The following is a 19880-nucleotide window of genomic DNA, read 5'->3' as shown; positions in this document are numbered from 1 at the left end:
GGCGACTCGTTACGATCCGCACCATGCACCTCAGCCGCGGCGAGACGCCGGCAGCGGACCCCGGGCCGGTCGTCGTCCTGACCACCTGGCACCGGTGCGCGAGGGCGGCCGCCGCGACGGCCCGCGCCGCCCGCCGCGTGCTGCCCGAGGCGCCGCTGCACGTCCTCGACCTGGACGGCTCGTACGTCGCGGGCGCCGGCGAGACGGTCGTGGACCCGGAGGCCCTCGGCATGCCCGCCGCGGAGCTGCACGTGCGCCTCGTCGCGTCCGGCCCGCGCGCGACGGCGCAGCGGCTCGCCCCCGCGCTCCACCGGTCGCTCCCGGGCGGGCCGCGCCTGGTGCTGGAGCCCGGGGTGCTGCTGCTGCGGCGCCCGCGCGTGCTCGACGGCCTGCCCGGCGACGGCCTCGCGGGCGTCGTCCGCACCGCCGCGCCGTCCCCGGACGGCGGGCCGAGCCCGACCGCGGAGGACCTGGAGTCCGCGGGCGCCGTGCACCCCGGCCTCCTCGCGCTCGGGGACCGGGCGCCCGTCCCGGACCGCACCCCCGGCAGGCTCGAGCTCGCGCTGCTCTCCGGGGGGCACCGCGTGGTCGCCGACGCCGCAGCCCTGCTCGGCCCCTGGAACCTGCTGCCGGACGCCACCGTGGCGACGGACGGCGACGGCCTGCTGCTCGACGGCGACCCCGTGGACGCCGTCGACCTCACGACGTTCGACCGCGCGCGCCCGTGGCTGCTCGGGACGCTCGGCGGGGACCGCCCGAGGCGGGCCCGCCTGAGCGACCACCCGGCGCTCGCGCGCTGGTGCGCGGCGCACGCCGACGCCCTCGCCGCCGTCCCCGCGCGAGAGCCCCGGCACGACCCGCGGCGCCTCGCGTCGGGGGGCGCACCCGACGACGTGGTCCGCGCGCTCCTGGCCGCGGCGGCCGACCGGGCCGGGCGCACCGGGGCCGCGCTGCCGCCCGACCCGCTCGACCCCGCGGCGGCCGACGCGTTCGCCGGGTGGCTGACCGAGCCGCAGGACGGCGGCCTCGGTCGCTACCTCGCCGAGATCCACCGCGGCCGGCCCGATCTCCAGGCGGCGTTCCCGGGAGTGCCCGGCGAGCAGACCGGCGACTTCCTGGACTGGGCCGCCCGGCACGCCGTGGAGGAGCCGGTGTACGACGCCGCGCTGCTCGCCGCGGCGCTCGAGCACGCGGTCCGGCCCGACGCGCCCCGGCGGGACCCCGACCCGGCGGCGCACGGGCTGGACGTGGTCGGGTTCCTCTCCGGCGACCTCGGCATCGGGGAGTCGGCCCGGCTCATGCTAGAGGCCGCGGTCGCCGCGGGCATCCCGGCGACCCCGGTGCCGGTCACGCGGCACCTGCAGAGCCGGCGTCGCGGCGACGCGCGCCCGCCGAGCGCCGAGCGGCACGACACCGTGCTGCTGTGCGTCAACGCCGACCTCACCGGCTCCGTGCTGGAGGCCGTGCCGTCCGCCCTCGGCGCCGACCGGCGGATCGGCATGTGGTACTGGGAGGTCGAGTCGTTCCCCCGGCGCTACGCCGACGCCGCCCGGCACCTCGACGAGATCTGGGTCGCGACCGACTTCGTCCGGGCGGCCGTGGAGCCGCACGTCGACATCCCGGTGCGTGTCGTCACCCCCCCGCTGCCCCGTGCGCTGCCCGCACCGCCGGCCGTCTCGCGCGCGGACCTCGGGCTCCCCGCGGACCGCCCGGTGGTCCTGTTCACTTTCGACTACCTGAGCACGGTCGAGCGCAAGAACCCCGAGGGGCTGGTGACGGCCTTCCGCCGCGCCTTCCCGCGCGGCTCCGGGCCGGTGCTCGTGCTGAAGTCCATCAACGCGCACCTGCGGGAGGCCGACGCCGAGCGGCTGCGGGTGCTCGTCGCGGACGAGCCCGACGTCCTGCTCCTGGAGCAGTACCTCGACCCCGCGGCCCGCGACGCCCTGGTCGCGCACGCCGACGTCGTGGCCTCCCTGCATCGCGCGGAGGGGCTCGGCCTCACCATGGCCGAGGCGATGGCCCAGGGGAAGCCGGTGGTCGCCACCCGCTACGGCGGCAACCTGCAGTTCATGGACGACGAGAACAGCTTCCTCGTCGACTGCACCCTCACCGCGATCCCGGAGGGGGCCGAGCCGTACCCCGCCGGGACGCCGTGGGCCGAGCCCGACCTGGACGAGGCGGCCCGCCTCCTGCGCCTCGCGGTCCACGACCGCGAGGCGGCCGCCCGCAGGGGGGCGCGCGCCGCCGAGGACCTGCGCACCCGGCACTCGGCCGCCGCGGCCGGGACCCGGCTGCTGGCCGCCCTGGACGCCGTGCACGCCGCCCCGCCCCGGACGGAGCGACCCGAGCCGGCGCGTCCCCCGTTGCTCCGGGAGCGGGTGCGGCGGCGCCTCGCGCACCCGCGCGGCTGAGCCGCCGGGGCGCGGGCGCCGGGTCTCAGGCCCCGTCGGCCGGCGCGCCCCCGCCGAGCACGCGACGCGCGCGGCCCATCGCCCGGCTGGTGACCTCGCCGAGGCCCCCGGCCCGGAAGTAGCCGCGGGCGAGCGCCAGGTCACCCCGGACGCTGTGCCGGCGGCGGACCGCCGGGCGCACCTCGTCCCGCTCGCCGAGCCGGCGGACGGCGAGGTCCGGGGCCCGGCGCGGCGACGCGGCGAACCGGACGAGCGGGACCAGGGTCCGCGACCAGGTCATCGTCGCGGCGAACTCCCGCACGGCGGCCTGCGTCCGGGTGCGCAGGTCCTCGTCGTAGAGCGTCTCCTCGAGCGCGGCGCGCAGGGCGTCGACGTCCTCGGGCGGCACCACGCGGCCGAGCCCGTGCTCCCGGATGAGCGACGCGAACGTGTCCCCGTCCGTGGCCACGATCGGCAGCGACGCCCACAGGTAGTCGAGGATCCGCGTGCGGAACGAGAACTGCGTCTCGATGTGCTCGAAGTGCGTCGAGACGCCGACGTCCGCGTCGAGCAGGAAGTCCGCGCGCTCGGCGTAGGGCACCCAGCCCTCGTTGAAGAACACGTGCCGGCCGGTCAGCCCGAGCTCGGAGGCGAGCTGCTGCGCGTCCCACGCCATCTTCATGTCCGGGACCCCGGGGTTCGGGTGCTTCATGCCCATGAAGACGAGTCGGACGTCGGGGTGGTCCGCCGCCAGGTCGGCCACGGCCCGGATGAGCGTCAACGGGTCGAACCAGTTATAGACGCCCCCGCCCCAGACGATCACCTTGTCGTCCGGGCCGATCCCCGGGATCGTCCCGCGCACCGCATGGCGCCGCTGCTGCGGCGGCGTGTCGTCGATGCCGAACGGCACCACGGCCAGGAGCGAGGACAGGCTCGCGTCCTCGTCGTAGACCTGGGCGTTCACGCGCCCCTGGGACGCGAGCTGGCCGAGCCAGAAGTCGCGCTGCTTCTCGGACGCGCAGAGCAGGAAGTCGGCGCGGGCGATCTGCTCGTTGAGGATCCGCGTCGTCTCGGCCACCGACTGCGCCCGGCCCTCCGGGCCCAGGTCCCTGCCCTGCTCGAGCTGCTCGAGGTGCATGGGGTCGTAGATGTCGGCGACGAGGATGGTGCTGCTGTCGACGAGCCAGGGCGCCTGCTCCAGCAGGAAGCCCTGGAACACGATGACGTCCGCCCAGTCGGTCTGGGCGCGCAGCTCCGCGCCGCCGCGGGCGGCCAGCACCTCGAACCGCTCGTCCCGGGTGCGCGCGCCCGCGGTGGAGAGCAGGCGCACGTCGTGCTGCCCGGCGAGCGCCGACGCGATCTCCCACGCGCGGATCGCGGGGCCGGCCATCCGGTCGAGCAGCGGCTCGCCGGTGACGACGAGCACGCGCTGCCGGCCGCGCATGTGGGTGTCGATGCCGAACGCCCGGACCAGCGCCTCGTGGGCCGCCAGGTACGACGGCATGCCGTAGGCGGGCTCGATCGTCTCGCGGAACAGCGGGAACAGCTCGCGGTCGGTCCGGCGGCGGAGCGCCTGCAGCTCGGCGCGGGTCTCCGCCAGGCCGGGCAGCTGCTCGACGAAGTAGTCGATCGCGTACGGCCCGGTCAGCGCCATCTTGGGCACCTCGAGCGTGCCGACGTCTTCGCCGCCGGGCGAGCGCTGGAGGTCCAGCGCGGTCGCGTCGGTGCCGGTCCGGGCGATCGAGCGGCGCACGGCGAGCGCCATGGCCGCGGGCAGCGCCCGGGCCAGCGACTCGTCGTCGTAGTTCTTGTACATGGAGAGCAGCGCGTTGCGCTCGAGCAGGTAGCTCTCGCGGAAGTTGCCGAACTTCTTCATCGTGACGTGGTGCCGGTGGTACGCCACGGAGGTCGGCACGAACCGCACGGTGTGGCCGAGCAGGTTGAGCCGCCACCCGAGGTCCACGTCCTCGTAGAACATGAAGAACCGCTCGTCGAACCCGCAGACCTCGCGGTAGAGCTCCGCCCGGACGAACATCGCCGCGCCGGTGCCGAAGAGCACGTCCTTGGGGGTGTCCCACTGACCGGTGTCGGGCTTCTCGACCTCGCGCTTGTAGCCCATGCCGAACCACGTGAGCGAGCCGTCGACGTAGTCGATGAGGTTCCCGTCCCAGTCCAGGACCTTGGACGCGACCGCGCCCACGGCGGGCTCGGCCTCGAACGCGGCGACCGCGGCGGAGATCCAGCCGGCGCCCGGCCGGGCGTCGTTGTTGATGAACGCCACGTACTCGCCGGTCGCCGCCTCGACGCCCCGGTTGCAGCCGCCCGCGAAGCCGAGGTTCTCCCCCGCGTCGATCAGCCGGGCGCCCGGCACGGCCGCCCGGATCGCCTCGAGCGACCCGTCGTCGGAGCCGTTGTCGACGACGATGAGCTCGTACCGGTCCGCCGGCCAGTCGACGTCCTCGAAGGCCCGCAGGCACGCGATGGTGTCCTCGGCACCCTTGTAGTTCACCAGGACGACGGAGACGACCCCCGGTCGCACCGTCACCGCACTGCCGGTCATGCCTCTCCTCGCAGGAGCGCCAGGTCGTGGTCGACCATCCGCCCCACCATCTCGTCGAACGACACCCTGGGCGCCCAGCCGAGCAGGTCCCGCGCGCGGGACGCGTCGCCGGTCACCTCGCCGGGGTCGACCGGGCGGAAGAACCGCGGGTCCACCTCGACGTGCGCGCGCCAGTCCTCGATGCCGACGCGGGCGAAGGCGCTCGCGACGAACTCGGCGACCGAACGCGTCCGGCCCGTGGCCACGACGAAGTCCTCCGCCCGCTCGAACCGGGTGGCGAGGACCATCGCGTCCACGTAGTCGGGCGCCCAGCCCCAGTCGCGGCGCGCCTCCAGGTTCCCCAGGCTGACGACGCCCGAGCCGCGCTCACCGATCGCCGCGGCCGCCTGCGTGATCTTGCGCGTGACGAACGTCGGCGGGCGCAGGGGGGACTCGTGGTTGTACAGGATGCAGGTGGCCACGTGCAGGTCGCGCGTCCGGTACACGGCCGCCATCTGGTGCGCGTACGCCTTCGCCGCGCCGTACGGCGACACCGGCCGGATCGCCGTGCGCTCGTCCTGCGGCGAGGTCTCCGGGTAGCCGAAGATCTCCGCGCTGGACGGCTGCAGCACCCGCACGGGCCGGCCGTGCTGCTCCTGGGCGTGGTACGCCGCGTCGAACACGGCGACCGCGCCCAGGCCGCTGACCAGGCCCGTCAGGACCGGCTGGTCCCACGAGTACCCGACCGAGCTGATGCCACCCAGGTTGTAGAGCTCGTCCGGGGCGACCTCGGCGACGAGCGCACGCAGCAGGTCGGCGTCCGCGAGGTCGCCGACGTGCAGGTGCACCCCCTCCGGCAGGCCGGCGGCCGCGACCTGCCGGTCGTCCTCGGCACGGACCATGCCGTGCACCTCGACGCCCTCGCCCGCGAGCCGGCGCGCGAGGAGCGTGCCGTCCTGGCCCGTGATCCCGGTGATGAGCGCCGTCAGCACCCGCTCACCGCCCGGCGAGGGCGCGCTGCTCCTCGAGGTCGTTGTCCACCATCATGGTGACCAGACCCGGGAAGTCGACCTTGCGCTGCCAGCCGAGCACGTCCTGCGCCTTGGCGGGGTCGCCGATGAGCAGGTCCACCTCCGCCGGGCGCATGAAGCGCGGGTCCTGGGCGACGAACCGGCTCCAGTCGTCGATGCCGACGCGCGCGAAGGCGATGTCGAGGAGCTCGCGGATCGAGTGCGTCTCACCCGTGGCGACGACGTAGTCGTCGGCCTCCGGCTGCTGCAGCATGCGCCACATCGCCTCGACGTAGTCCCCGGCGAAGCCCCAGTCGCGCTTCGCGTCGAGGTTGCCGAGCACGAGCTGGTCCTGGAGGCCGAGCGAGATGCGGGCGACGGCCTGCGTCACCTTGCGCGTGACGAACTCGGGGCCACGGCGGGGCGACTCGTGGTTGAACAGGATGCCGGACGACGCGTGCATCCCGTAGGACTCGCGGTAGTTGATCGTCATGTAGTGGCCGAACACCTTGGCGACGCCGTACGGCGAGCGGGGCCACAGCAGCGTCGACTCGCGCTGCGGGACCTCCTGCACCTTGCCGAACATCTCGGAGCTCGACGCCTGGTAGAAGCGCACCTTGCTCGGGTCGTCGTGGGAGTACAGCCGGATGGCCTCGAGGATGTGCAGGACGCCCTGGCCGGTGACGTCGCTCGTGACCATCGCGTTCTCCCAGGAGTACGCGACGAACGAGATGGCGCCGAGGTTGTACACCTCGTCGGGCTGCGAGACCTCGAGCGCGCGCAGGAGGGAGGAGATGTCCGTCAGGTCGCCGGTCAGCAGCTTCACGTCGGGGACCGTGCTGCGCACCAGGTCGATCTTGGGGTTGTTCTGCCCCCGCACGAGGCCGAAGACCTCGTACCCCTTCGACAGGAGGAGCTCGGACAGGTAGAGGCCGTCCTGGCCCGTGATGCCGGTGATGAGTGCGCGACGCATGGTTCCTCGATCGTCGGGGATGAAGTCCCGCCGATCCTAGCGGCCGTCACCGCGGCCGGCGCCCGTTCCCCGCCCGTGCCGGACCACCGGCCCGGGGCGGCCCGGTGCCACCGGGCGGTGGCTATGCTGTCGCGGTGCCTCACCCTGCTTTCCTGTCGTATGCCGTCGATGCCGAGGACGTGGTCCTGCACCGTGCCCTCGGGTGGGTGACCCCGGGCACCTACCTCGAGGTGGCCCCGGTCGCCGCCGAGGAGCAGTCGCCGACGCGCGCGCTGGCCGACCTCGGCTGGCGCGGCGTCCTGGTCGCCGGCGCGGACGGCGCGGCGCGACGACCGGGCGAGGACGTCGCCGAGGACCTCACGGGGGCAACCGCGGCGCTGGACGGCGCGCTCCACCTCGCCGTCGTGCCCGGCCCCGCCGCCGCACGCGAGCTCCTGGCCTCCGGCGCCCGGCCCTGGGTGCTCCTCGTCCGCCCTGCTGACGCCGACGAGCACGACGCCCCCGAGGGGTACGTGCGCCGGCTGGTCGTCGGGCGCTCGGAGCTCCTCGTCGCCGCCGAGCACGACGCCCGCCTCGGCGAGCTCCTGTCGTACCCGGCGGACAGCCGCGACGGGTTCGAGCGCGCCACCGAGGCCGCGCTGCGCGCCGACCTCGAGGACGCCGCCCGGAGCATCCAGCGCTGGCGCGCGGCCGCCCTCGCCGGCTGGCCGGGCGACGCCGCCGAGGAGGACCGCGAGCCGGACCAGACGGCCGCGCTGCTGGCGCACGAGCTCGCCGCCGTGAAGGCGACGCTGTCGTGGCGCGTGACGCGCCCCCTGCGGATGGTGTCCACGCTCGCCCCCGTCCGGCGGCTGCGGGCGCGCCGGTGAGCGTCGCCGTGGCACCGGCCCGCGCCACCTCCGGCGCGACGGGGACGACCCCCGAGGTGGCCGCCCTGCGGCAGCGCCTGCGCGCGGTGGCCGCCGTCCTCCTGGACCAGGTCCCCCCGGCCACCGACGACGCCGCGGCGGACGCGGGCCTCCTGCTGGACCTGCTCGTCTCGGACCTGGCGGGCCGGCCGGAGACCGCGCGGGCGTGGTTGACGATGACGGCGGTCACCAGCTGCTACCCGGAGCGCGAGGAGCTGCTGGAGCTCGTGCACGTCGTGCGCGGCTCCGACGTCGGCGAGGCCGCGATGTGGCTGCTCCGCGTGGGCGCCGAGATCGCGCGGACCCGGGGCACACCGACCTACGAGATGGACGTCGTCCAGGACGGCGTCCTCCTGAGCGTCGACTACTGCGCCCGTGCCGACCACCACACCGGCATCCAGCGCGTCGCGCGCGAGACGGTCCCCCGGCTGGTGCGCGACCACGCCGTGCTCCCGGTCGCCTGGACCGACGAGTCCTGGGCGATGCGCACCCTCGAGCCGATCGAGGAGGACCGCGTCCTGCGGTGGAACGACCAGATCCACCTGGACCGGCCCCCGGTGCCGCGCGGCGACTTCCGGCTCGTCGTCCCGTGGCGGTGCACCGTGGTCCTCATGGAGGTCGTGCTGCCGCCCATGTGCCCCGCCGTGGACACGCTCGCCGAGTTCTCGGGCTCCCGCCTGTGCGCCATCGGGTACGACACCATCCCGCTGCTGAGCGCGGACCTGCGCCCGCCGGCCGAGCCGGACAACTTCGTCTCGTACCTCAGCGTGCTGACCCGGGCGGACACGATCGCCGGCATCAGCCGCGCGGCGAGCCGCGAGTTCGCCGGCGTCTCCCGCATGGTGGCCGCGCGGGGGCGGACCGCGCCCCGCGTCGTGGAGGTCTCCCTGCCCGCGGAGCCGCCGATCGCCGCGGCGACGCACGACCCGGGCCGGGAGGTCCCGCTGGTCATCGCGGTCGGCAGCCAGGAGATGCACAAGAACCACGCGGCCCTGCTCGCCGCGTCCGAGGTGCTCTGGGACGAGGGGCTGGACTTCGAGCTGCAGCTGATCGGGCGGGCGGGCTGGGGCAGCGACGGCCTCGCCGCTCGCGTCGCGCTGCTGCAGTCCCGGGGCCGGCGCGTGGCCCTCCGGGCCGGTCTGAGCGACGCCGACCTCGTCGAGGCGTACCGGACGGCGCGCTTCTCGGCCTTCCCCTCGCTGCACGAGGGCTTCGGGCTCCCCGTCGCCGAGTCGCTCGCCTCCGGGACCCCCACCCTCACCACGCGGTACGGCTCGATGGCGGAGATCGCCGCGGACGGCGGCTGCCTCGTCGTCGACCCGCGGGACGACGACGACATCGTGCGCGCCATGCGCCGCCTCCTGACCGAGGACGACCTCGTGACGGCACTCCGGGAGGAGGCCCTCGCCCGGGTCCCGCGCTCCTGGGACGACTACGCGGCCCAGCTCTGGGCCGACCTCGAGCTGCCCGGAGGACCCCGTGCCTAGCCGCACCACCGCCACCGCCGCCGACGCCCCGACCCGGGCGACCGCGGGGCTGCTCGGTGCGCGCGCGGCCGTCGTCCTCGCCCACCTGGCGGCTCCCGGCGACCCCGCGCCCGCCGGCCCGGCCCCGGACGCCCTGCGGGCCCGGCTCGCGGCGGCGACCCCGGCCGAGGTGTGGTTCACCGCCGCCGTGCTGTGCGGCGTGCTGCCCACGTCCGCCGAGACCGTGGCCGACGTGCGGCTGCTGCGGGCGGACGGCCCCGCGGCGCTCCTCGACCGCCTGGCCGGACGCGCCGTCGCCGACGTCGAGGTGGTCGTCGAGCGCGACCGCACGCTGGTCGACGTCGGCCGGTCCGACGGCGCGGCCGACGAGCTGGGCTCCGGGATCGTCGTGGACCAGGTCGTCGCCGCGTGGCGCTCGCGCAGCGACGCGCGGACCGTCGCGTGGGCCCGGTCCGGCACCGCCCTGGTCGACCGCTCCCCCGACGCGCTGGGCGCCGGCCCCGACGAAGACGACGAGGACGACACCCCCGGGCCGCGCCTCGTCGTGGTGCCGTGGCAGGTGCCCGTCGTCGTGCTGCGCGCCCCCACGGACGCCGACGCGGCGGCCCGGGCCCGGGCCCTCGTCGAGCACGGCGCGGTCCGCTCCGGGGCGATCGGGTTCGGCGAGCCGGCGATCACCTGCAACGACCGCACCCCCGCGGAGGCCGCGGGTGCGGCGCACGCGCTGACCGTGCTGCGGCACGTCGGCCGGCTCGCGGCCGTCGGGCCGGTGGCGGCCGAGGAGTACGAGGGCTGGCGCGAGATGGTGCGCACGCTCGACCTCGCCGGGCCGGAGGTCGTCACGGTCCCCCTGGCCGACGAGGTGCCGGACGGCCACGGGACCGACGGCCGGGTGCGCGACGTCGACGCCGACCCGCTGCCGCTCCTGGTGTCGGCCGGGGGGCTGGGCCCGCGCGGCAACCAGCTCCTCGTCCTGCGGGCGGCGAACACCCTGTGGCGGTCCGGGCTGCACTTCCAGCTCGTCCTGCTGGGGTACCGCCGGGACGCCCCCGCCGCGCTCGAGCGCCAGATCACGCGGCTGCGGGAGGCCGGGTGCCCGGTGGCGGTCCTCGACGGGACGGACGCGACGCAGCTCCGTGCGGTCCTCGAGCGCGCCCGGTGCCTCGTCGACGTGCCGCAGCACGACCCGATCGGCCTGCACAGCCTCGTCGCGCGGGCGCTGGGCGTGCCCGTGCTCGGCGGGCCGCACGGCCGGCCGCCGGTCTCGGTCGGCGAGGGGGCGGTCACCGACCCGGACGACTCGACCTCGCTGGCGGAGGCGATCCGCCCGTTCGTGCGTCCCGGCCGGCCGGCCGGGCGCACGCCGCGGGCGGTCGCGCGGACGTGGCAGGACTACGCCGACGACCTCTGGGCCGAGCTGGCCGAGGGAAGCCGCACGGCCGGCTGACCCGCGCCGCATACACTCGACGCCGGTGCGGGGCGCCGAACGCGCCCGTCGCACCGATCCGATGAGGGGAACAATGAGCACAACCAGCACCGAGCGCTTCGCGGAGCTCGAGCAGGAGCCGATGCGGCTCGCCGGCCCGCGACCCGGGTTCTTCCGCGGCACGCTCTCGTCCATCCGGGAGATCGCCGACCACCGCGAGCTCCTGGGCCTGCTCGTCCGCCGCGAGCTCAAGGCGAAGTACAAGGACTCCGTCCTCGGCTTCTTCTGGAGCCTGATGCGGCCGCTGGCGATGCTGCTCGTCTACTACATCGCCCTCGGCAAGTTCCTCGAGGCCGAGCGCCAGATCCCGAGCTTCGCGATCTTCGTCTTCACCGGCCTGACGGCCTGGGGGCTGTTCTCGGAGATCATCACGACCGGGACGGCGTCCGTCGTCGCGAACTCCGGGCTGGTCAAGAAGGTGTACCTCCCGCGCGAGATCTTCCCGCTCAGCGTCGTCGGGTCCTCGCTGGTGAACTTCGTGATCCAGCTCGGCATCCTCACGGTGGCCACCGTCGTGGCCGGCGAGTTCCCCACGGGAAGCCGCTGGCTGTACCTGCCGCTGTCCCTCGCGGTGCTCCTGGTCTACGCCACGGCCTCCGCGCTGGTCCTCGCGGCCGCGAACGTCTACCTGCGCGACGTCCAGTACCTCGTCGAGATCGCCATCATGGTGATGATGTGGGCGTCGCCGATCGTCTACTCGTGGGCGCTGGTCGAGGGCCGCATCGGCGGGACGATCCTCGGCGACCTGTACCTCGCGAACCCCATCACGCTCGTCGTCATCGGCTTCCAGCGCACGTTCTGGGTCGCCGGCTCGACGCAGACCGAGCTGCCGCACCTCGCGGGGATGCTCGGGATCGCGCTCGCGGTCGGCCTCCTCCTCCTCTGGATCGCGCAGCGCCTGTTCGGCCGCCTCCAGAGCAACTTCGCCCAGGAGCTGTGATGTCGCGCCCCGATGTGATCTCGATCCAGAACGTCTCCAAGCGGTTCGTCATCCGCAAGGAGAAGTCGCTCAAGGAGCGCGTCGTCAACCTGCGGCGCTCGAACCTCCACAAGGAGGACTTCTGGGCGCTGCGCGACGTCTCCTTCGACATCGAGGCCGGCAGCACCGTCGGCCTCATCGGGCCGAACGGCTCGGGCAAGTCGACCCTGCTCAAGACCGTCGGCGGCATCATCCAGCCGACCACCGGGTCGGTCATGCTGCGCGGGCGCCTCGCGGCCCTGCTGGAGCTCGGCGCAGGCTTCCACCCCGACCTGACGGGCCGGGAGAACATCTACCTCAACGCGTCGATCCTCGGGCTGTCCCGCCAGGAGACCGAGCGCCACTTCGACGCGATCGTCGACTTCTCCGGCATCGAGCGGTTCATCGACACCCAGGTGAAGTTCTACTCGTCGGGCATGTACGTGCGCCTGGCGTTCGCCGTCGCCATCCACGTCGACCCCGACGTGCTGCTGGTCGACGAGGTCCTGGCGGTGGGCGACGAGGCGTTCCAGCGCAAGTGCATGGACCGCATCCGCGCGTTCCAGCACGAGGGTCGCACCATCGTCCTGGTGACCCACTCGCTCAACCAGGTGCTCGAGGTCTGCGACCGTGCCGTCGTCCTGGACCACGGCACGGTGATCGCCGACGGCGCCCCCCGCGACTCGCTCCGCGCCCTGCGCGAGGAGTACGACCAGATGCGCCAGGACGACGTGGCCCACGAGCTCGAGCGCGCGGCGCAGGCGCAGGCCGAGGCCGAGGCCGAGCAGGCCGCGGTGACCCTGGCACCCCCCACGCCGACGGCCGAGGTCGTGTCCCTCGCCGTGCACGCGTCCGACGGCAGCCCGACCGAGGTGCTGCGTCCCGGGGAGGGCATCCGCGTGCGCGTGACGGTGCACGCCGACGCCCCCGTGGTCAACGGCTACGTCGGCATCGCGATGGAGGACACCGCCGGGAATCTGCTCTACGGTACGAACTCCAAGCTGCTCGGCATCAGCATCCCGACGGTGATCGGCACGCAGACGTTCGAGTTCGACCTGCCCTCGCTCTGGATCGGCGACACCAGCCTCGTGCTGCACGCGGCGATCTCCGCGGAGAACGGCATCGAGCTCCACCGCCTGCGCGAGGGGGCCCTGCTCTCGTCGGTGACGGACGACTCGAGCATCGGGATCGTCTGGACGAAGCCGACGTTCAGCGTGACCTCCGCCTGACCGCGACGACGCACACCGGAGAACCGACATGACGCAGACGGGCCCCACCCCGGAGGAGATCGCCGCGGACCACGCGCGGCGGGTCGCGATGACCATCTCCTGCCGGGACACCGACCGCCTCCCGAAGGTGGAGGGCGCCGGCGAGGTGCTGACGCTCGACGACGGGTCACGCGTGCAGCGCATGCACAACGGCCTGCTCGTCCTCGAGGGCGGCTACCTGGGGACCTGGACCACCGAGATCATCACCGGGCTCCAGGGGCACCACGAGCCCCAGGAGGAGGTGGCGTTCGCGGACGTGCTGGAGCGCGTCGCGGAGCAGGAGGACGAGCCGGTCATCGTCGAGCTCGGCTGCTACTGGTCGTACTACAGCATGTGGTTCCAGCAGCGCACCGGCGGCCGCTCGGTCGGCATGGAGCCGGACCCGGCGTACCTCGAGGTCGGCCGGCGCAACATGGCGATCAACGGGATGGACGCGACCTTCGTCACCGGGGCGATCGGCGGCGAGGCGGGTACCGAGGCCTCGTTCGAGGCTGAGAGCACCGGCGAGACGGTGACCGTCCCCGTGTACACGCTCGAGTCCCTCATGGACGAGACCGGCGTCGCCCGGGCCTCCGTCGTCCTCGCGGACATCCAGGGGTTCGAGCGCGACCTCCTCGACAGCATCGACGGCCTCGTCCGGGCGGGCCGCATCCGGTTCATGGTCATCTCGACGCACCACCGGATGATCTCCGGCCGGGCGACCACCCACCAGGAGGCCCTCGCCCGGATCGACGAGCTCGGCGGGCACGTCCTCGCCGAGCACACGGTCGGCGAGTCCTACAGCGGTGACGGCCTCGTCGTCGTCTCGTTCGACGACCGCGACCGCGGCGCGACGATCGCCATGAGCCACGCCCGATACAAGGAGTCCTACTTCGGCGAGGTCGAGCCCGACCTGCAGCGCGTCCTCGACGAGCTCGAGGCCACGCGCGAGCACCAGCGCGCCACCGAGGACCTCTCCCGGCAGCGGCACGCGCTGATCGAGGACCTGCAGGTGCGGCTCGCGGCGGCGGAGGCCGAGCTCGACCGGACGAGCGAGCAGCTGGCCGCGCGCGAGCGGGGGCTGGTGGGCCGGGTGGCTCAGCGCCTGCGCAGCCGCTGAGCCGGGGCCGCCGCCCCGGCACCGCCCCGCGCCTCAGCGCGGCAGCGCGAGGCTCTCCAGCAGGCGCACGTGCTCGTCGAGCACGACGTCCAGCGCGTAGCGCGCGAGCGCCCGGCGCTGCCCCTCCGCGCGGTCGGGCGGGTCGGCGCGGAGCTCCTCGACCGCCCGCGTGATGGCGGCGGCGTCCCGCCGGGGCACCTCGCGCCCGAAGCCGGTGTGCCGCACGGGCATCCGCACGCCCGGGAGGTCGGAGGCGATCACCGGGACGCCCTGCATCATCGCCTCGACCTGGACGATCCCGAAGGCCTCCAGCGAGTTGATCGACGGCAGGGCGAGCACGTCGAGCGACGCGTAGAAGTCGGGGAGCTCCTCGTCCGCGACGAAGCCGAGCACGCGGATCCGCGGGTCGTCCCCGATGCGCGCCCGGACCTTCTCGATCACGCTGCCGCCGGCCACCTTCGCGAAGTCGCCCGCCAGCAGCAGGCGCGCCGCGGGGTCCGGAACGGCACGGAAGCCGTCGACGAGGAACTCCAGCCCCTTCTCCTCGACGATGCGCCCGACGAACCCGACGTGCGGGCCGGGCCCGTCCCGGAACGTCGGGGAGCCGCCCGAGCGGTCCCGCGCCGGCGCCGGCACCTCGACGGTGCGCCCCGCCATGGCGGGCCACAGCCGGCTGGACCGGGCGTAGTCGTCGCTGGTCACCGCCACGGCGTCCGCCGCGCGCAGCGCGATCCGGTGCGAGAGGTCGAGGCCCCGGACCTGCACGGCGTTGAACAGACCCGGGGGCAGCGTCACGTCGCACTGGTACGTCACGAGCAGCGGCGTGCCGCGGGTCGCCGCCGCGATGGCGCCCGCCTCGAGCATCGGGAGGTGCAGGTGCAGCAGGCGGGCCCGCCGGGCCCACCGCGCCACGGTCGGCACGAACGCCGGGCTGATGGTGCCCTTGCCGATCCGGGCGACCACGGGCGTGCGGATGACGCGCACCCCGTTGACGACCTCCCGCGCCGGGGTCGCCGGGTCGTGGTGCCCGGCGACGACCAGCACCCGGTACCCGCGCGCGGCCCAGCCCTCGGCCGTCATCCGGGCCGCCTCCGTCACGCCCGACACGTACGGGGCGTAGTAGTTCAGCGCGACGACGACGTCGTACACCGGTTCACGCACGCTCATCGACCTCCTTCGGGCCGCCGGGGCCGGGTGGCAGGGACAGGACGGACCGCACGCGGGACGCGACGACGGGCCCGAGGACGAGCGCCGCAGTCGCGGCGCCCACGGCGAGGGGCAGGGTGCACGCCCACGTCGCCGAACCGCGGGCGAGCAGGAGCGACCCGGCGGCGACGACGACGGCCGCCGGCCACGCGACCACCACCGCGCGGTGCGCACCGAGCGCGACCGCGAGGTCGTTCAGCACCGAGGCGGCGAGGTAGCCCGCGACGCCCACCGCCACGAGGACGACCGCGCCTCGCTCGACGTCGTAGCCGGCGCCGAACACCCAGCGGACCAGCTGCGGCCCGATCGTCGCCGCGGTCACGAGGGTCACGCCGGCGACCACCGCGACGACGCCGCCGATGAGCGCGACGAGGCGGCGCAGGCCGGCGCCGTCGCGCGTCCGGTGCAGCGCCGCCACGCGGGACACGTAGCCCGCCTGGGCCGCCTGGAACACGAAGACCGGCAGGCGGACGAGCGTGAGCACCGCCAGGATCACCCCCGCCAGCGCGGCCTGGGCGTCGGGGACCGCACGGGCGAGGAGGACGCCGCTGTTCAGCAGCAGCTGCATGCACGACGCAGCGACCACCAGCGGGACCAGCGCCCGCGTGGTGATCCGGTCGTCCGTCCCCGGCGCGGCGACGTCGTCCGGCGCGGCCGCGGGGCCGGCCGCAGGCGGCCGCGCACGGCGGGCGAGCACCAGGCCGACGAGCGCGCACGCGACGCACGAGGCCGTGACGCCGACCATGTACGGCAGGACGGAGGTCACGCCGCCCGCCCACAGCACGGCGGCGACGACGGCGCGGACGCCGGCGTCGGTGACGAGCACGGCGGCGTAGCCGCGCAGGTCACGGACCCCGGCCAGCACCCCCCGGGCCGCGAACTGCACCACGAAGCCCGCGACCACGACCGGGACCAGGACGACGAGCCGCGGGTCGGGGACGCCCGGTTGCGCGACCAGCAGGACGACCCCGGCCGCGAGGACGACGCCCGCCACGAGCGACCCCGAGCGGACGCCGTCGCGCAGGGCGCTGCCGGGGCTGAGGCCGACGGCCAGGCGGCGTCCCACCGTCCGCGCCGTGAGCTGCTCGACCGGCAGGAAGCCGCCCAGCGAGACCACCACCACGAACGTCCAGAACACCGAGAAGTCGCCGTAGGCGACGGGTCCCACGGCGCGCGCCACGACGACCAGCAGCACGTAGGTCGCCAGGCCGGACAGCCCGCTCCCCACCACCACCCAGGCCAGGGCGACGAGCCCGGCCGGCGCCGCACGCCTCACCCGAGCACGACCCCCACGGTGAACAGCACGAGCCAGATCACGCCGAGCAGCTGCAGGACGCGGTCGCCGAGCACGATCGACTCGGGCTCGCCGGCGGCGCCGCGGTCGATGTCCACGGCGTACCGCAGCAGCGCCACCGCGAGCGGCGCGACCGAGAGCTGCGGCCAGATCGGGTACTCGCGGTCCAGGTCGAACGCCCACAGGGCGTAGAAGATCATCGTCGCCGAGGCGGCGACGCCCCACACGAACCGGAGGTACGACGCGGAGTAGGTCTCGAGGCTGCGCCGGGTCGCGTCGGCGCCCTCGCCGACGAGGTGCACCTCGGAGTAGCGCTTGCCCGCGACCATGAACAACGAGCCGAACGACGCGACGAGCAGGAACCAGGGCGAGAGCACGACACCGGCGGCGACGCCGCCCGCGAGGGCGCGCAGCAGGAAGCCCGACGACACGACGACCAGGTCGATGACCGGCTGGTCCTTGAGCCACAGGCAGTAGGCGACCTGCAGGACGCTGTAGCAGCCCAGGACCACGGCCAGCGAGCCGCGGCCCAGGGCGATCGAGCCGCCGATCCCGACGACGAGCAGGACCGCCGCGACGACGAGGGCCGTGCGGACGCTCAGCTCCCCCGAGGCGATGGGGCGGAACCGCTTCACCGGGTGCCGGCGGTCGAGGTCGCGGTCGATGACGTCGTTGATGAGGTAGATGGCGGACGCGCACAGGCAGAAGCCGACGAACGCGATGACGACCGCGACCAGCCCGTGCCACTCCCACAGGGAGCCCGCCGCCAGCGGCCCGGCGACGACGAGGACGTTCTTCACCCACTGGCGCGGTCGCATCGCGCGCAGCAGCGGCGGCATCCGGTTCACCGCGCCACCGCCCGCAGGAGGCGGCGCGTCACCGCGCCGGACACCGCACCGATCGCCGTGCCGGCGACGACGTCCGTCGGGTAGTGCACGCCGAGCAGGACGCGGGACGCCGCCATCGCGCCGACGACGGCGCCGGCCACGGGGGCCGGGACCAGACCGCCGGCGGCCGCCGCCACCATCGCGGCGGTCGTGGACGTCGCGTGGGCGCTCGGGAAGCTCAGCGCCGAGGGGGTGCCGACCAGCACGCGCACCCGCTCGTCGGCGGGACGCCGGCGCCGGACGACGCGCTTGACGACCACCGCCGCCGCGTGCGCCCCGACGGCGGCGACCGCCACGCCGGCCCAGTCCGCGCGGCGGCGCCGGTCCACGAGCGCGCCGGCGGCGCCGAGCGCGATCCAGCCGAGCGCGTGCTCCCCCGCGTGCGACAGCCCGCGCGCGACGGCCGGCAGAACCGGGTGCCCCGCGCGGTCCTGGACCGCGCGCATCAGCTCGAGCTCGGCGTCCTGCAGCCGTGCCACCTGGTCACGCATCGTCGGTCCTCCTGCGGGCGGGGCGGGTGAGGCCGGCCGTGATCAGCCCCGCGACGAGGGCGACGACCGCGAACCAGACCGTCGACAGCGGGACGCCGTTCATGCGCTCGAGGTCGCCCGGGGGCGCCGGCTCGGCCCAGGTGACGTCGACCCGGTCGACCTCGATCGTGCCGGTCCCGAAGGCGAGCACGCGGGTCTCGGTGGGCACGGCGGCGAGGTCGAGGCGGACGGCGGCGGCCGCGGTCGCGTCGCCCGCCTCCGGCACCGTGAGCGGCACCTCGGCGACGACGCTCTCGCCCGCGAGCACCTGGCCGAGGCCGACGGTCGCACCCGGCTCGCCCGCGAGGCGGACGTGGTAGGTGACGTCGTACAGGCCCGGCACGAACAGCGAGTCGGGGCCGGACACCACGGTGCCCGGGCCGTCGGCCGGCTCGGCGACGACGTCGTCCTCACCCGCGGGCCGCCCGATGCCGGGGACGAGCGTCGCCGCCTCGAGCTGCAGGCCGTCCTGGCGGCGGACCATCACGTCCGGCCAGGCGTCCGCGATCTCGTCCGCGACCGGCAGGCGCTGGTAGCGCACCTCGGCCACGGGGTACAGGTCGGCGTAGTGCGCCGGGAGCTGCGCCGTGACCGCCCAGGAGAACAGCACGGTGGGCACGAACACGACCCAGGGCCGCCAGGACAGGTCCAGCGCCGCCGCGAGCCCGACCGCGGTGAGCGGCATGAAGACGACGAACCAGCGCCCGGGCGGGCAGAAGCCGCCGCCCTGGGCCACGCCCGTCGTCACGACGTAGAAGGCGACGCAGGCGACGACCGCCGGCAGCGCCCACCACCGCCAGCGCCACACCGCCACCAGCACCGCGGCGAACACGAGCAGCACGACGGGTGCGTACGGGGCGATGCCCCGCTGCTCGTCGAGCACCGACCCCACGCCGAAGATCCACACGAACAGCGGCTGGAACGGGAGCTGCACCGGGAAGACGTCCGGGTTGTACGCCGCGTTCACACCGGGCGACCCGTAGAGGACCTGGTTCGAGACGAGGATGCCTGCGGCGCTGAGCAGCAGCGGGGAGACGGCTGCGAGGACGCGGAGCCACCGCTCCCGAAGCGCCCGGAGCAGCGCGGCGGGCAGCGCCCGCAGCTCCACCCCCAGCGGCATGCCGAGCGCCCGGCCGACGACCGCGAGCCCGATCGGGAGCACGAGGATGGCGAACCGCAGGTGGATCCACGGCGCGAGCGCGCCGAGCACCGACGCGGCGACGAGCCACGGGAGGGTCGGCCGGCCCCGGACCAGGCAGAACGCCGCCGCGGTCAGCACCAGGGCCGCCGGGATCTCCGGGTAGACCTGGTTGGCGAACGCGATGCCGGGGACGGTGAGCGAGACCGCCAGCACGCTCAGGGCGCCGAGAACCGGGCGCCGCGGGACCAGCCGGTCCACGACGAGGTACGCCAGGCCGGCCGTCAGCGCGCTGATGAGGACCATCAGCACGCGTGCCGCGAGCCAGCCCTGCCCCAGGGCGAACACCGGCGACAGCACCAGCGGCAGGCCGATCGCGTGGATCGGCACCATCGGGCCGCCGTCGCGGTACACGCCGGCGTGCGTGACCGGGTCGAGGACCGTGTTGCCCGGGTACGCCGCGGCGACGCGCGCGGGGTCCGCGTAGTCGTCGGCGAGGTCGATGTCGCCGTCCAGCGCGATGCTCTGCGCGATGAGGAGGTAGTGCGGCTCGTCACCCGTGGGGTTGGGCCGCGCCTCCAGCAGGATCGCCAGGCCCACCGCCGCGGTGATCACCGCCACGAGCGCGGCGACCGCGTACGGCACCAGCGCACTGCTCCGCCGCTGCCGCGGTCGTTCCGACACCAATCTCCTCCACGCTCCCCCGC

The 19880-nt window shown here is 75.0% G+C and carries 15 protein-coding genes; 7 read left to right on the top strand and 8 right to left on the bottom strand.

Going from position 1 to position 19880, the window contains the following annotated elements:
• Positions 1-23 precede the first annotated feature (23 nt).
• Positions 24-2411 carry a glycosyltransferase gene (locus HNR08_RS13755; protein WP_146832454.1) on the top strand — a complete coding sequence of 796 codons (2388 nt, stop codon included), beginning with the start codon at positions 24-26 and terminating at the stop codon, positions 2409-2411.
• Positions 2412-2436: 25 nt separating this feature from the next.
• Here HNR08_RS13755 and HNR08_RS13750 read toward each other — a convergent pair whose 3' ends face one another.
• Genes HNR08_RS13750 through HNR08_RS13740 form a run of 3 tightly spaced genes read right to left on the bottom strand, consistent with a single transcriptional unit; the run spans position 2437 to position 6912 of the window.
• Positions 2437-4950 (bottom strand): glycosyltransferase, encoded by a 2514-nt coding sequence (locus tag HNR08_RS13750; protein WP_146832457.1) that lies wholly within the window; start codon positions 4948-4950, stop codon positions 2437-2439.
• A complete protein-coding gene (locus tag HNR08_RS13745) occupies positions 4947-5921 on the bottom strand; it encodes a GDP-mannose 4,6-dehydratase (RefSeq protein WP_146832461.1) in 975 nt (324 codons plus the stop codon). The genes HNR08_RS13750 and HNR08_RS13745 overlap by 4 nt, the downstream gene beginning before the upstream one ends.
• 4 nt (positions 5922-5925) lie before the next feature.
• On the bottom strand, positions 5926-6912 hold the full coding sequence (locus tag HNR08_RS13740; protein ID WP_146832464.1) for a GDP-mannose 4,6-dehydratase: 987 nt from the start codon (positions 6910-6912) through the stop codon (positions 5926-5928).
• Between the two features lie 134 nt (positions 6913-7046).
• Here HNR08_RS13740 and HNR08_RS13735 point away from each other — a divergent pair, with 134 nt between their 5' ends.
• From HNR08_RS13735 to HNR08_RS13710, 6 genes are all read left to right on the top strand, one after another.
• A complete protein-coding gene (locus HNR08_RS13735) occupies positions 7047-7781 on the top strand; it encodes a hypothetical protein (RefSeq protein ID WP_146832467.1) in 735 nt (244 codons plus the stop codon).
• Positions 7778-9307 carry a glycosyltransferase family 4 protein gene (locus tag HNR08_RS22770; RefSeq protein ID WP_146832470.1) on the top strand — a complete coding sequence of 510 codons (1530 nt, stop codon included), beginning with the start codon at positions 7778-7780 and terminating at the stop codon, positions 9305-9307. Before HNR08_RS13735 ends, HNR08_RS22770 begins: the two co-directional genes overlap by 4 nt.
• Complete coding sequence (locus HNR08_RS13725; protein WP_146832473.1) at positions 9300-10754, top strand: glycosyltransferase; 1455 nt, start codon at positions 9300-9302, stop codon at positions 10752-10754. Before HNR08_RS22770 ends, HNR08_RS13725 begins: the two co-directional genes overlap by 8 nt.
• Positions 10755-10827: 73 nt before the next feature.
• A complete protein-coding gene (locus tag HNR08_RS13720) occupies positions 10828-11733 on the top strand; it encodes an ABC transporter permease (RefSeq protein WP_146832476.1) in 906 nt (301 codons plus the stop codon).
• Complete coding sequence (locus HNR08_RS13715; protein WP_146832479.1) at positions 11733-12980, top strand: ABC transporter ATP-binding protein; 1248 nt, start codon at positions 11733-11735, stop codon at positions 12978-12980. The genes HNR08_RS13720 and HNR08_RS13715 overlap by 1 nt, the downstream gene beginning before the upstream one ends.
• Before the next feature lie 28 nt (positions 12981-13008).
• Positions 13009-14118, top strand: a complete 1110-nt coding sequence (locus tag HNR08_RS13710) for an FkbM family methyltransferase (RefSeq protein ID WP_146832482.1) — start codon at positions 13009-13011, stop codon at positions 14116-14118.
• 33 nt (positions 14119-14151) lie between these two features.
• Here HNR08_RS13710 and HNR08_RS13705 read toward each other — a convergent pair whose 3' ends face one another.
• Genes HNR08_RS13705 through HNR08_RS13685 form a run of 5 tightly spaced genes read right to left on the bottom strand, consistent with a single transcriptional unit; the run spans position 14152 to position 19818 of the window.
• Positions 14152-15285 (bottom strand): glycosyltransferase family 4 protein, encoded by a 1134-nt coding sequence (locus HNR08_RS13705; protein WP_221286362.1) that lies wholly within the window; start codon positions 15283-15285, stop codon positions 14152-14154.
• Positions 15272-16600 carry a hypothetical protein gene (locus HNR08_RS13700; RefSeq protein WP_146832486.1) on the bottom strand — a complete coding sequence of 443 codons (1329 nt, stop codon included), beginning with the start codon at positions 16598-16600 and terminating at the stop codon, positions 15272-15274. Before HNR08_RS13700 ends, HNR08_RS13705 begins: the two co-directional genes overlap by 14 nt.
• Positions 16597-17457 (bottom strand): decaprenyl-phosphate phosphoribosyltransferase, encoded by an 861-nt coding sequence (locus HNR08_RS13695; protein WP_146832561.1) that lies wholly within the window; start codon positions 17455-17457, stop codon positions 16597-16599. Before HNR08_RS13695 ends, HNR08_RS13700 begins: the two co-directional genes overlap by 4 nt.
• Before the next feature lie 5 nt (positions 17458-17462).
• Positions 17463-17996, bottom strand: coding sequence for a phosphatase PAP2 family protein (locus HNR08_RS13690; protein WP_146832489.1), 534 nt, complete (start codon positions 17994-17996; stop codon positions 17463-17465).
• Positions 17989-19818, bottom strand: a complete 1830-nt coding sequence (locus HNR08_RS13685) for a hypothetical protein (protein WP_146832492.1) — start codon at positions 19816-19818, stop codon at positions 17989-17991. The genes HNR08_RS13690 and HNR08_RS13685 overlap by 8 nt, the downstream gene beginning before the upstream one ends.
• Positions 19819-19880 lie beyond the last annotated feature (62 nt).

Source organism: Cellulomonas hominis (genome assembly GCF_014201095.1).
GTDB classification, from domain to species: Bacteria; Actinomycetota; Actinomycetes; order Actinomycetales; family Cellulomonadaceae; genus Cellulomonas; species Cellulomonas hominis.
Note: the sequence above shows the minus strand (reverse complement) of the source record. Positions and strands in the feature narration are given on the sequence as shown.